The organism is Pseudomonas sp. MCal1 (assembly GCF_026341415.1).
Taxonomy (GTDB): domain Bacteria; phylum Pseudomonadota; class Gammaproteobacteria; order Pseudomonadales; family Pseudomonadaceae; genus Aquipseudomonas.
The window spans coordinates 40,119-52,628 of sequence record NZ_JAKUMP010000003.1; the positions used below are offsets into that span (position 1 = coordinate 40,119).

The window sequence follows — 12,510 nt, forward strand, 5'->3', positions numbered from 1 at the left end:
TGGCCGGACAACAAAACCCCACTCAACCTTCCGCCGAACGGTCGTCCAGAGTGACATCGTGCTCGAGTAACTCCTGCGCTTTGGGAACATGTCCGTCCATCTGGATCGCTTCCATTGCGTACAACCGGCAGATCAGTCGCAGTGGCAGGCCGCTGACATCGGTCATCCATTGCAAGACCTGCTCCGGAGCGTGCAAGCCTTGCATGGCACGGTGCAGATCCGGCATGGCAACCAGCATGCCCGGATGACAGGTGCGCAGGAATCGCTCGAGGCCGGCGCCAGCGTTGATGAAAGGTGCGAACAGCAGGCAAACCAGTTGCTGTTCAGTGAGGCCGAAATTCTTTTGCAGGGAAGCCGCGGCCAGCGATTGGTGCTCCGCGAGATCGGACAGATTGCCGAACGCCGATTTAAAGCGTTCGCAAACCTGCTCAGGTGTGTTCCTGCGGCGCATCGTTGCCAGACATTGTTGCTGATACTCCGAGACCCCGGCCCCGTAGGTGCGTCCTTCGGTGTAACTGGCCTGCAAACCTTGCAGGTAGGCGCCGACCAGGGGATCGGCACACTCGCCGGTTCGCGCCTCAAGCATCAGATCGTCGGCCTGAAAGCCGAGGAAATCGCTGAGCAAGGGCCAGCGTTCCTCCATTTTGCCGACCACCATGTCGTCGATGCCGATATAGCTGGTACGACGGCAGGCTTCGAACTCACCGAGCGGTCGCCACAGTACCCGATCCTCCTGGGCATAGAGCTCGCGATAACAATCGCTGCCGAGGCTGTCGAGCAAACTGAACAGTTCATCGAACCCGCCGCCCTTGCGCGACAACCCGCCCATGCCGACCTTGCGCACGGCCCGGTCGAGGCCATCGAGAAACTGCTCTTGACGACGCGCGTTGTCGCTGTTGATCAAGGCGTCGACACCGTTGCTCCAGCGGGCGACCTGACCGTAGAACTCGGCGGTGGTCAGGTACAGGTCATCCCAAAGCGTCAACGGCTCATCCCGGTCGCGGCGATGTCCTACCATCAGCAGGTTGAGCCTGCCGGCTTCCCGCCCCTCGTCGCAGACAGGCGCCAGATGGTTGAATGGCAGGATCTCGCGATGATCCACCATCAAAAGTTCTACGCGTGGATCGTCATACAGGAACAGCGCACTGAAGCTGCGGTGCATGTTGTGCAATGCCGAAGCCGGTACGCCATTGCAACGCAAGGTGGCAACACGCAACTGAAACGTGGCAGGCGCGCGCCCGGCGATGCTCAACTGGGCTGCACGCAAAAGGGCCAGGCTGTAGCAGCAGTCGCGTGTGCCGGACTGGATGGCCAATATCTTGAATTCACCGATGCGATCCATGCCCCCGGCAGCAACTGCCAGGCGCTGGATCAACAGCTGCAATGCCGTGCGCTCGGCACGGGAAAAGAAACTCAGCAGTCGCTGCAATACTTGCTGGTAGACATAATTCATTGCCTGATCATGGATCGCGCTCATCAGTACTTCACCCGGTATCAAAGGTTTTATATCGCACGGCCACGAATGGCGGACGCACAATCATTCTTCATTAATTAATAGTCGCTGAAATGCTAACACTTAAGCTTTTGTAGTTATTTGAAACAGTTGAGCCAGCGACATTTAGGAATCACGGCCGACACCGCCGAAAGCCCCGCCACTACTGGGCGCCTTCCGGGATAAAGTTTTCCTAGGAAACTTCTTACAACTCCCTGCACATAATTAGCACAAGAAAAAAAGAAGGGATTACATTGCACCCCTACAAACTTTAAACAGAAGTTTGAGGCGCAATGATAAACAGCCGATTGATGCTGTACGACACAAACAGAATGCACAGACATAGCTCATTCCTTGAGATGAAAGTAGTCATTCAATTATCAGCGTCTGGAGGGCAATTAGAAGATACAGATCGAGAGTAAAAACCAGTTCAGTTGCTGAACATCCCCAGGCTTCTGGCCCAGGTTTTCTCGATGTCTGAAGGATAAAACGCACAAGAGTCCGTGGGGCCACGGACTCTGACAGGGAAGATCAGGCAGGTTCGATTTGCAGGGCAACCCGCTCGCGGCATGGGCACTCGTCCATGTAGCGATGTGCTTCGACAAACTCGTTGAACGGGAACACACGAGTCTTGAGCGGCAGCAGCACACGATCGGCAGTGAGCTGGTTGATATCACGCAAGGCGCGCTGCAAGGCGACATGGTCCTGAATGATGCCGAGCTCCGGCTTGCCGGTGAAGTTGCCGATGCAATGCACGAAGAACTGAATGTTCTTCTGAAACGCGGCACAGGCCGGGAACGGCGTCTGGTTGCCGCCCTGCAGGCCGTAAAGCACCAGGCTGCCACGGGGAGCCAGCACATCGCCAAGCAGCGACATCTGCGGTCCGCCGAGACCATCGAACACAACGTCGACGCCACGGTTGTCGGTGATCTTGTTGATTCGCATCAACAGGTCTTCTTCTTCGGTGACGATTACTTTCTCGGCACCGAGAGACAGCAGGTACTCACGCTCTTCCGCCGTTTTGGTGGCAGCAATGACCCGAACACCCAGCGCCTTGCCCAACTGTACGAAGGACGGCCCGGCGCAGTGGCTGGCGTCGGTCACCAGGGCGAACTGACCGGGTTTGACCCGTGCCAGATCAACGTAACCGAAATAGGCGATCAACAGCGGCGTGTAATGCACGCTGGCCTCAATCGGGCTGAGCACGTCCGGATAACGGGTCAGCGCAGTACGCGGCAGAACGATCAGTTCGCCGTAGACCGGGTAATCATTGGGGCTTTCGGCCGGGAAACTGGCCACCTTGTCGCCCACGGCCAGATCTTCGACGCCATCGCCGATGGCTGTGACTACGCCGGCCATTTCATGACCGAGGCCCGAAGGCAGACGCGCCTGGGACGACGCCAGATTCTGGCGCCACAGCGTGTCATACCAGCTGATGCCGATCGCCTCGACACGCACCTGCACTTCGCCAGGACCTGGCTGAGCAGCCGCATGCTCTTCGCATTTGAGCACCTCGGCTGGACCAAACTTGTGAAAACGGATCGTGCGGGACATCGCAAACCTCGTCAAAGTAACCTCTAATGCCCTGAACTCTATCTGGGCTTTCCAGCCAAGACTATCAGTGGCTATTAATAGTCGACATGCCTGTCATTGATTCCGCAGCATGGTCAGCATTGAGAAAATCCATGAAAAAACTGCTGCCGGCTTCTCAGTAAAGCTGAATTACCCGGTGCAGACTACCAGCCTTTCCCCGTAAGATTCATGCCGGCCATTGTTCTCATATGGTCGCTCTCGTCAAGCTTGATGACTCTGCCAGGACTCCAGATGAATCGTAATGACCTGCGTCGTGTCGACCTCAACCTGTTGATCGTGTTCGAAACGCTGATGCATGAGCGCAGCGTGACCCGTGCGGCGGAAAAGCTGTTTCTCGGCCAGCCGGCGATCAGCGCGGCACTTTCTCGCCTGCGCGGCCTGTTCGACGACCCTTTGTTCGTGCGCACCGGACGCAGCATGGAGCCTTCCGCCCGCGCGGTGGAAATCTTCGCCCTGCTCTCTCCGGCCCTCGACTCCATTTCAACCGCAGTCAGCCGAGCGGCAGAGTTCGACCCGGCCACCAGCACCTCTGTATTTCGCATCGGCCTGTCTGATGACGTCGAGTTCGCGCTGCTGCCGATGCTGCTCAAGCGCCTGCGCGCCGAGGCGCCCGGCATCGTGCTGGTGGTGCGCCGCGTCAACTACATCCTGATGCCAGGCCTGCTTGCCTCCGGTGAAATCTCCATCGGCGTCAGCTACACCACCGACCTGCCGGCCAACGCCAAACGCAAGGTCTTGCGCCGCAGCGCACCCAAACTACTGCGCGCCGATACTGTGCCGGGACCACTGAGCCTGGACGATTACTGCGCCCGTCCGCATGCGCTGGTGTCGTTTGCCGGCGACCTCAGTGGTTTCGTCGATGAAGAGCTAGAAAAACTCGAGCGTAAACGGCATGTGGTACTGGCGGTGCCGCAGTTCAATGGACTGGGTACGCTGCTGGCGGGCACCGACATCGTAGCGACCGTTCCCGATTACACGGCGGAAGCACTGACAGCAGCTGGCGGTCTGCGGGCGGAAGATCCGCCGTTGCCGACGCGCACGTTTGAACTGCATATGGCGTGGCGTGGGTCGCAGGATAACGATCCGGGGGAAAGGTGGTTGCGGTCGCGGATTCAGATGTTTTTCGGCGACCCTGACAGTCTCTAGGTTTCGCCGGGCGTTTGTTCATCTGATCACTTCAGGTGCACCTCGCTATTACAGCCCGCCCGACTCATTTACCGCCCGTTACGTCCAGGAATGTACCGGTAACAAACGAGGCCTGCGCGCTGGCCAACCACAAAATGGCCCGCGCCACTTCCTCCGGCTGGCCGCCCCGGCCCATCGGGATCGAGCCCTTGACCCGATCAACCCGTCCCGGCTCGCCGCCACTGGCGTGCATGTCGGTATAGATGTGACCCGGGCGGATACAGTTGACGCGAATACCCTCGCGGGCCACCTCTTTGGCGAACCCGATGGTGAATGTTTCCAGCGCGCCTTTCGAGGCCGCGTAGTCGACATATTCATTCGGACTGCCCAAACGCGCCGAAGCCGACGAGACATTGATCACCACGCCGCCCGCACCGCCATGCCGCCGGGACATGCGTTTCACAGCCTGCTGGGCGCACAGTATCGGCCCGAGAGCATTGACCGCAAAGATGTGCTGCATGCGCTCGAAGCCAAGGTCCTCAAGGCGTGACTGTTGCGCCAGCACGCCAGCGTTATTGACCAGGACATCGATGCGCCCGAACGTATGGTCGATCGCTGTGAAAAGCCCTGCGACCTGCTCGGGGTCGGCACTGTCGGCACGCATCGCCAACGCCTTGCGTCCCATCGCTGCGACATCTGCCACAACCTTCAGCGCGGCGGCGTCATTGGCAACGTAACTTATCGCGACGTCGTAGCCTTGTTCAGCGGCGAGTCGGGCAGTGGCGGCGCCCACTCCCCGACTGCCACCTGTGATCAGAATCAGCGGAGCCTGCGAGACGTTAACCATGAAATTACTCCTTGGCAGATGAAGCCGAGTCAGCCGATGATGATCGCGCCGCTGGCGATCACCACACAGGCCAGCATCCGGCGGACGGTAAGTGTTTCACCGAGGAACAGGTAGCCAAGCAACGCCGCGAACAGCACGCTGGTTTCACGCAAGGCTGACACCGCGCCCAGCGGGGCTTCGTTCATCGCGTAAATTACGATTGCATAAGCAAGCAGAGAGACCAGCCCTCCCATTGCCGCAGCGAACATTCCGGGCCGGATCGAAAACAGGCTGCGGGCATCGCGCAGACCGATGTAGACCGCCGGCATCAGCACGCCCCACAAGGCACTCATCCACACCGTGTAGGCAAGCGGCGCACCGGAAAGCCGCGCGCCAATGCCGTCGATCACGCTATAAGCCGCGATAAAGCAACCGGTTCCCAGTGCATAAGGCAGGCTTGGCACCGACAGGCTGCGTCCCCGGAAGGCCAGCGAAATGATTCCGCCTGACACCAGCGCAATGCCGAGCAACTGGCCGGGGGTGATGGTTTCGCCGGCAAACAACACGGCGCCGAGCGTAATCAACGCAGGTGATGAGCCGCGCGAAATCGGATAAATCTGTCCCAGATCGCCGACCCGGTAACTGCGCACCAGAAACAGGTTGTAGCCGACATGCAGCAAGGCCGACAGCAGCGCGTATCCCCAGCTCTGAGGTGCAGGCGCTGCCATGAACATCGCGGCAACTGCGCAAACCGTGGCAATTGCAACGCACATCACCGTCATCGACCAGAGCCGATCGACACCGCCGCGCAACAGTACATTCCAGCCGGCGTGCAGCAGCGCGGCGAACAGGACAAGGAGGACGAGATGAGTAGGCATTGGTCATTTTAGGCAGCCCGAACGGCAGGATTACAGAGACGACTCCTCATTGCACCATGAGTGATTATTCATGTCTTGAAACTTGCCCGCCCTGCACTTTCAGCGCCTCACCGAGTAACCATTCGCGAAAACACTCAATGTGCGGCTGCGTCTCAACGCCCTTGGGACAAACGAAGTAATAAGCGAGCGGCGACTGAAACGGCACATCGAACAGCCGCACCAGACGGCCATCGCCGATTTCGTTCTCGACATGCCCACTGCGCACCAGAGCAATACCCTGGCCGAGCAAAGCCGCCTCCACCGTCATATTGGTGTCGCCAAACCTGACGCTTTCCCGCAGTGGCGAAAACGCCAGCCCGACGGACTGGAACCACACTTCCCACTTCGGCGCCAGTTCAGCGCCGTCACGAGCCAGCAGCGGCAACTGCAACAAGTCGGCAGGACTGCCCGGCATTCCGACGCGTTGCAGCAGTTCGGGACTGGCCACCGGGAAAACCTGCTCGCCGAACAAAAACTGCGAATACAGACCAGGATAATTGCCCTTGCCCAAGCGAATCGCGACATCGGCTTCGCTGCTGGCGAAATGGATGACCTTGTCCGTGGTGTCCAGCGACACCAACAGTTCCGGGTGCTGGCGGGCCAGGTTCGGCAAGCGTGGCAGCAGCCATTTCAGCGCGAAGGAATAGGTTGTGCTGACGCTGAGCCGGACCCTGCCCTTTTGCTCCCGCAAATCAGCCAGCGTCGCCTCAAGGCTCATGAAGAACTCGCGTACAATCGGCGCCAAGGTAGCGCCCGCAGGCGTAAGCCGTAACGACTTGCCGCGTTCAAACAGCTGCAGGCCCCAAAGTTCCTCCAAATGCCGGAGCTGATGGCTGACCGCGCTTTGAGTCACATGCAATTCCTGCGCGGCGGCGGTGAAAGTCGGGTGCCGGGTAGACACTTCGAAAGCACGCAAGGTTGCGGTCGGGGGCAGATCTCTCATAAACACAGGGTCCGGGATTGGCCAAACATCGAAGTATGAATATCAAGTCATGTTAGAGCGAAGGTTCGCTGGTTGCTTCTTGCGTGTAACGGGACTCGCGATGATTGCGTATTGCTCCAGCAGCCAGGCGAGCTCTTTGCAAACAATCGCCAGATGTTCCGCACCGAGCCGGCTCATCGCTTTTGCTGTGCGCCGTGCCTGTACTGCAGTGATCCCCGGCTCACCCGAACATCGAGCCATTCGCCGAATGCTGGCTCGCGCACATTGGGCGACGGCAGAATCAGGGTCCATTTCGTCCGTGCACTGTTGAATTCGGTTCAATTGCTTACTCAATTGCAGCGACAGCCATCCAGCTCGGTCATCAAGCTTGATATCGGTGCCAAGCAGATTCTTCAATGTAACGATTCGATGCTGCTGTTTCGATTGCCATTGCGGGTGATTGATAGTGTCTGCACGACGCAGCAGTGACCGGATGCCCCTTTGAATAGAGCGCTTCAGTGCTTGAACATCCCGTGCTCTGTCTCTCGGCATCATCTGGAACGCCAACAGGCAGACGGCCATGGCCACGAACCAGGCGAGCGACTGATTGGCAAAATCAGCGAAATCATAGACCGCCGTACCGCCAGTACTCACCAAGGTGTTGAAGCCGATCAGGTAAGCAACCCCTTGCAGCGCGTGGCGAGGCTGACTCGTCGCATGAATCCCGAACGACCAGAATGCCGCCAGCATCAGCAGCAACAGGGGGAAATTGTTGATCTGCGGCAACAGCAGAAACTTGCACAGCGCAGCGGCGACCACGGCATAAAATGTACCCCGGATAAAACCGGCCATGCCTTGTTCCGGCGCGGGAGCGGTCGCCAGCAGTGTGCAGCAGGGCCCAACGACAGCCAGCAGCGTGGGGCCCTGACCCCAACCGCTGAGATACCAGATGGCGCCGGCGGCCAGTAAGGCGAGCAGTGCCCTGCAGCCGTTGCGTGCGGCATCGGCGTAGTTGCGGTGGAAACCCACGACCCTTACCGGTTGCCGGCGAGGGTGATCGAGGCTGGAAAAGTGCTGCAAGGCTTCGCTCAGGTCGGTCAATTGTTCGCAAAATGGTCGTACGCCGGGGGTTGCCCCCGCGCAAGCCTCCACCTGAACACGCAGTTGCCTCACGGTCTGGGCACAGGCGTGATAGTCGTCGCTTATCCGGTTACTCAGCGCGAGCAGCGCCGCACTTGTTTGGGCGAGCAACGGCGGCTCGGTTTCCATGCCGCAACGGTCGTAGTGCATATCGAGCACCACGGCGTGTAAATGCGCCAGCCCTGCCTGAATCGCCGATTGCCGCGCGCGAAGCAGCGCTGACTCACCGCGTCCCAGCCCCAACAAATCGTCCACTTTGCCGATATCGATGGCGAGCTGATGAGCCTGTGTAAACCGCTCGGCGCGCTGTTCGCCCGAGAGGTGCATCGCAAGCAGCCTGGCACTGCGGGCACATACTTCGGCGAGCGTGCGTCTGATTTTGTACTCCATGGTCCTCGAGCTGAACAGCGTGACCACCAGACTCAGGCAAAGCACGCCGATTGCCACCGCTGTACCACGGGTCACGATGTGCTCAAAAGCCTTTTGTGGCGCGACGATGGCGGGACCCAATGCGAGGCAGACGGTATATCCGGCCACGACGGCAGCGGTGGCCTGGTAATGACGCAACACGGTCATCGCCGCCACACACAAGCCCAGCCACAGGCCGATGCCGAGCAAGAACAGCAACATCTGTTGGGCGAACAGCCCGGTCAGGACGCAAGCTGCGAACAAACCTGCCAAAGTCCCCAGCATCCGGTAGAAACCCTTGCCGCGAACCGCGCCTTGTACCGGCTGCACCAGCAACAACACCGTGGAGGCGCCCGAGAACGGCGAGTCCAGATGCAGCTGAAAGCCGAGCCACAGCGCCAATCCTGCCGCCAGGACACTGCGCGATACGTAGGCGAAAGTGCCAGGCGTCCAGGGCCGAGGGATTGCCGCAAACAGCCGTATTAACAGACGGGTCATCACATGAATGCCTGCAACCAATGGATGAGGCGCCAGCGCGGCACCGCGTCGGGCTGCGTGACTTCGACGCTGGCGGTCATGCCCGCTGCCAACTCCACGCCCTCCGGTACGTTGTCCAGCTCAATCCGCACCGGCACACGCTGGGCCAGGCGAATCCAGCTGAAGGTCGGGCTCACCTCGGGCAAACCGCTGTCGTTGCGCACCTCATTGGTGTCCGCAATTCCCCTGCCCATACTCGCGACGTGGCCTTGGAGCAACGGCGCGAAACCCATCAGTTTGATTGACACCGGCGCGCCGATACGCACACCCGGTAACTTGGTCTCTTCGAAATAACCGGTGATCCAGAAACTGTAACCGTCGACCACAAACAGGTTGGTATGCCCAGCATCTGCGTAATCGCCTGGGTGCAGTCGCAGTTGCGTGACGTAGCCATCGACCGGCGAACGGATCGTGGTGCGCTCAAGGTCGAGTTGCGCCTGGGCAAGATGGCTGCGTGCCGCGTCCAGCCGCGATTGGGCCACCGCCAGTTCACGCGCGGCGTTGTCGACCTCTTCCCGGGCGATGGCTCCGGCCAGTTGTGTACGACGCTTGAATTGAGCGTTGCGCTGGTCGAACACACTGCGTGATTCAGTCAACTCCGCCATGCGCTGCTGCAGTGCCAGTCGATAAGAGCGCGCATCGATGCGATACAGCAAATCGCCCTTGGCCACCCATTGGTTTTCGCTGACCGCCAATTGATTGATTTGCCCGGACACCTCCGGTGCAATCCGCACAACCTGCGCACTCACGCGACCGTCCCGCGTCCAGGGCGCCAGTACATAGGCGCGCCAGAGTTGCAGGCAGAACATCAGCGCTAATGAACCCAGTACGAGAGTAACGGCAGGTTTGAGAATTTTGACGATAGACATGGTGACCCTCGCTCAGTAATGGACGACCAGCGCCGAGAGAACGATGAGCGAGACGAAGAAACGTGCGAGCGCGGGGTGCCACGCGCTGTCCAGCCAATGACGGGTTACACGTTCAATGACTCTGTAGGCCAGAAATGTCGTGCCGAGGTATATGAACAAAGGAGGAAAGTAGAGGTTGGCAATTGAGACTTCATTAAGCATGACAAGCACCCGAATCCAGATTTTCAGCGTTCGCCCGGCCGTGTCGGGCGTGTTGAAAATGCTAAGGAATCACCACGCTTGCCGATATTGAGTAGACTGCCAAAATATAATCAAATCCAGACAAGCGGCGCCCCTCCATGGCCGAAGCTCAGCCCTTGCAAGTCGATCAATTCGAATACGACAACCTCGCGCAACCTGCCGTCGCGTTGATGCTCGCACCCCAGCGCAACGACAGTGAGTCCGCCGAACACAAGCACCGCAAAGGCCAGTTGGTCGTGGCGTATCGCGGCGGCATTGTCTGTACGGGAGAAGATGGTGTGTGGATGGTCCCGTCAGGTTTCGGCGTCTGGATCCCCGGTGGCATTGCGCACAGCAACCGCGTTACTGCCAATGGTCAGGTGTGTTTCCTGTTCATCGAACCCGGCGCCGCATCAATGCCTCATCACTGCTGCACCCTGGCGCTGTCGCCGCTGATTCTGCAGTTGATCCTGCACCTGAGCGATCAGGCGCAGGATTACCCTGCTGAGTCGCGCACCTCACGGCTGGCCGGTGTGCTGCTGGAAGAGCTTGAACAGGCGCCGACCGAACAGCTTTATCTGCCACTGCCCGCCTCCAAACCGCTACGCACGATCGCTCGGGCCTTGGCCCAGAACCCCGCCCACCGCGCCACCATGGCCAATTGGGCACAACAGGTGGCGATGAGCGAACGCTCGCTGGCCCGACTTATAAAAGCCGAAACCGGGCTCACTTTTGGCCAGTGGCGCAAGCAATGGCAGATCATCGTCGCGCTGCAAAGCCTGGCCGAGGGGAAATCCGTACAAAGGACGGCTGAAGCGTTGGGCTACGAATCCGTCAGTTCCTTCATCAGCATGTTTCGCAAAACCTTGGGCAGCCCACCCGCGCGCTATCTGCGCAGTACGCATACATCAGCGCTGGCTGAGCGTTGAGCGTGAGGGGCGCCAGGGCCTGGTCACTTCTGCCGGACATTTAATCGTCGCGTAATCCTCACCGCGCAGGTTCAATCGCGACAGTTGCAGATCGCGCAACACAGAATTGTCATCAGCCAAATTGATAGCCACCTAACGAAAGGTGCATGCTAGAGGGCTTCGCTCGGGCTTATATCATTCCGAATGATAGTTACCTTCGTGTCATTCGATTCGTTTGCTTCCTACCCGCCGAGCATCATCCGCCCATCTTCAATACATTGGCGGATGCATCCATGGAACAATCACTCAAACATTTGCGCTTTCCGTTGGCTATGTTGGCCGTGCTGGTGATGAGCGCCTGCGGCAAGACACCGGAAACCGCCGCCACCATGCCTGCTGCCAAAGTCAGCGTGGCCAAGGTGCTGGAACAACCGGTCAACGAGTGGGACGAATTCACCGGGCGCCTCGAAGCGCCGGAAACCGTTGAAATCCGTCCGCGGGTCTCCGGCCAGATCGACGAAGTCGCCTTTACCGAAGGTGCGCTGGTCAAGAAAGGCGACCTGCTGTTCCAGATCGACCCGCGTCCGTTCCAGGCCGAGGTCCGCCGCCTCGAAGCGCTGGTTGCCCAGGCCCGCGCCAACGCCACCCGTAGTGAAAACGAAGCTGGTCGTGGCGAACGACTGCGTGCCAGCAACGCGATCTCCGCCGAACTGGCCGACTCGCGCACCAGCGCTGCACAAGAAGCACGCGCTGCAGTCGGTGCCCTGCAAGCGCAGCTGGATCTGGCCAAACTGAACCTGAGTTTCACCCGCGTCACCGCCCCGATCAGCGGTCGCGTCAGCCGTGCCGAGATCACTGCCGGCAACCTGGTGACCGCCGACACCACTCCGCTGACCAGTGTGGTGTCCACCGACAAGGTCTACGCCTACTTCGACGCCGACGAGCGTGTGTTCCTCAAATACACCCAACTCGCCCGTCAAGGTCAGCGCGGCGCCACCACTCCGGTGTACATGGGCCTGTCCAATGAAGACGGCAACCCGCATCTGGGCCAGATGAACTTTATCGATAACCAGGTCAACCCGAAGACCGGCACCATCCGTGGTCGCGCGGTGTTCGACAACAGCGACGGCAGCTACACCCCGGGTCTGTATGCACGCTTGAAACTGGTCGGCAGCGGCACCTACAACGCCATGCTGATCAACGACGAAGCGGTCGGTACCGACCTCGGCAAGAAGTTCGTGCTGGTGATGGATGGCGACAACAAGACTGCCTACCGCGCCGTCGAACTCGGTCCGAAGATCGAAGGCCTGCGTATCGTGCGCAGCGGCCTGAACAAGGACGACACGATCGTCGTCAAGGGTCTGCAACGGGTTCGCCCGGGCTCCCCGGTTTCGCCTGAAGTGATTCCCATGGCCAGCGAGCAAACCATTGCCGCTCTCGCTCAACAACGACAAGCGCTGGAAGCCAGCAACCTGCCTAAAGTCGCACCTGCCAAAGGCGCGCCGGGTTCGGTTGTGAAACTGGCTGCTGCGACCCCACGCGGTTAAGGGACGA

Annotated in this window: 11 protein-coding genes; 3 read left to right on the forward strand and 8 right to left on the reverse strand. The window is 59.5% G+C overall.

Annotated features, from left to right (window positions below; translation table 11 throughout):
- Positions 1 to 22: 22 nt before the first annotated feature.
- Together MKZ87_RS06030 and MKZ87_RS06035 are read right to left on the reverse strand one after the other, a co-directional pair.
- Complete coding sequence (locus MKZ87_RS06030; RefSeq protein WP_266200414.1) at positions 23 to 1,477, reverse strand: hypothetical protein; 1,455 nt, start codon at positions 1,475 to 1,477, stop codon at positions 23 to 25.
- A gap of 546 nt (positions 1,478 to 2,023) precedes the next feature.
- Positions 2,024 to 3,046 carry a zinc-dependent alcohol dehydrogenase family protein gene (locus MKZ87_RS06035; RefSeq protein WP_011334080.1) on the reverse strand — a complete coding sequence of 341 codons (1,023 nt, stop codon included), beginning with the start codon at positions 3,044 to 3,046 and terminating at the stop codon, positions 2,024 to 2,026.
- Between the two features lie 270 nt (positions 3,047 to 3,316).
- On the opposite strand from MKZ87_RS06035, the gene MKZ87_RS06040 reads away from it, so the two are divergent.
- Positions 3,317 to 4,231, forward strand: a complete 915-nt coding sequence (locus MKZ87_RS06040) for a LysR family transcriptional regulator (RefSeq protein ID WP_074690647.1) — start codon at positions 3,317 to 3,319, stop codon at positions 4,229 to 4,231.
- Between the two features lie 64 nt (positions 4,232 to 4,295).
- Here MKZ87_RS06040 and MKZ87_RS06045 read toward each other — a convergent pair whose 3' ends face one another.
- The 6 genes from MKZ87_RS06045 to MKZ87_RS06070 form a co-directional block, all read right to left on the reverse strand.
- A complete protein-coding gene (locus tag MKZ87_RS06045) occupies positions 4,296 to 5,057 on the reverse strand; it encodes an SDR family oxidoreductase (protein WP_234205199.1) in 762 nt (253 codons plus the stop codon).
- Positions 5,058 to 5,086: 29 nt separating this feature from the next.
- Positions 5,087 to 5,914, reverse strand: coding sequence for an EamA family transporter (locus tag MKZ87_RS06050; RefSeq protein WP_266200415.1), 828 nt, complete (start codon positions 5,912 to 5,914; stop codon positions 5,087 to 5,089).
- Between the two features lie 64 nt (positions 5,915 to 5,978).
- Positions 5,979 to 6,896, reverse strand: a complete 918-nt coding sequence (gcvA, locus tag MKZ87_RS06055) for a transcriptional regulator GcvA (RefSeq protein WP_085683706.1) — start codon at positions 6,894 to 6,896, stop codon at positions 5,979 to 5,981.
- A gap of 42 nt (positions 6,897 to 6,938) precedes the next feature.
- Positions 6,939 to 8,921 (reverse strand): FUSC family protein, encoded by a 1,983-nt coding sequence (locus MKZ87_RS06060; protein WP_266200416.1) that lies wholly within the window; start codon positions 8,919 to 8,921, stop codon positions 6,939 to 6,941.
- Positions 8,921 to 9,829: an HlyD family secretion protein gene (locus tag MKZ87_RS06065; RefSeq protein WP_234205194.1), complete on the reverse strand. Its 909-nt coding sequence runs from the start codon at positions 9,827 to 9,829 to the stop codon at positions 8,921 to 8,923. The genes MKZ87_RS06060 and MKZ87_RS06065 overlap by 1 nt, the downstream gene beginning before the upstream one ends.
- Before the next feature lie 12 nt (positions 9,830 to 9,841).
- Positions 9,842 to 10,030: a DUF1656 domain-containing protein gene (locus MKZ87_RS06070; protein WP_085703012.1), complete on the reverse strand. Its 189-nt coding sequence runs from the start codon at positions 10,028 to 10,030 to the stop codon at positions 9,842 to 9,844.
- Positions 10,031 to 10,167: 137 nt separating this feature from the next.
- Between MKZ87_RS06070 and MKZ87_RS06075 the strand changes: the two genes are divergently transcribed.
- Entirely contained in the window at positions 10,168 to 10,977 is an 810-nt protein-coding gene (locus MKZ87_RS06075) for an AraC family transcriptional regulator (RefSeq protein WP_085703013.1), read from the forward strand.
- A gap of 272 nt (positions 10,978 to 11,249) precedes the next feature.
- Positions 11,250 to 12,503, forward strand: a complete 1,254-nt coding sequence (gene mexE / locus MKZ87_RS06080; RefSeq protein WP_085703014.1) for a multidrug efflux RND transporter periplasmic adaptor subunit MexE — start codon at positions 11,250 to 11,252, stop codon at positions 12,501 to 12,503.
- The last annotated feature ends 7 nt before the right edge of the window (positions 12,504 to 12,510 follow it).

Excerpts from the sequence above, each read along its gene's own strand:
- MKZ87_RS06060 (WP_266200416.1), bottom strand. The coding sequence starts at position 8,921 with ATGACCCGTCTGTTAATACGGCTGTTTGCGGCAATCCCTCGGCCCTGG.
- mexE (WP_085703014.1), top strand. The coding sequence starts at position 11,250 with ATGGAACAATCACTCAAACATTTGCGCTTTCCGTTGGCTATGTTGGCC.
- MKZ87_RS06030 (WP_266200414.1), bottom strand. The coding sequence starts at position 1,477 with ATGAGCGCGATCCATGATCAGGCAATGAATTATGTCTACCAGCAAGTA.
- MKZ87_RS06040 (WP_074690647.1), top strand. The coding sequence starts at position 3,317 with ATGAATCGTAATGACCTGCGTCGTGTCGACCTCAACCTGTTGATCGTG.
- MKZ87_RS06070 (WP_085703012.1), bottom strand. The coding sequence starts at position 10,030 with ATGCTTAATGAAGTCTCAATTGCCAACCTCTACTTTCCTCCTTTGTTC.
- gcvA (WP_085683706.1), bottom strand. The coding sequence starts at position 6,896 with ATGAGAGATCTGCCCCCGACCGCAACCTTGCGTGCTTTCGAAGTGTCT.
- MKZ87_RS06050 (WP_266200415.1), bottom strand. The coding sequence starts at position 5,914 with ATGCCTACTCATCTCGTCCTCCTTGTCCTGTTCGCCGCGCTGCTGCAC.
- MKZ87_RS06045 (WP_234205199.1), bottom strand. The coding sequence starts at position 5,057 with ATGGTTAACGTCTCGCAGGCTCCGCTGATTCTGATCACAGGTGGCAGT.
- MKZ87_RS06035 (WP_011334080.1), bottom strand. The coding sequence starts at position 3,046 with ATGTCCCGCACGATCCGTTTTCACAAGTTTGGTCCAGCCGAGGTGCTC.
- MKZ87_RS06075 (WP_085703013.1), top strand. The coding sequence starts at position 10,168 with ATGGCCGAAGCTCAGCCCTTGCAAGTCGATCAATTCGAATACGACAAC.
- MKZ87_RS06065 (WP_234205194.1), bottom strand. The coding sequence starts at position 9,829 with ATGTCTATCGTCAAAATTCTCAAACCTGCCGTTACTCTCGTACTGGGT.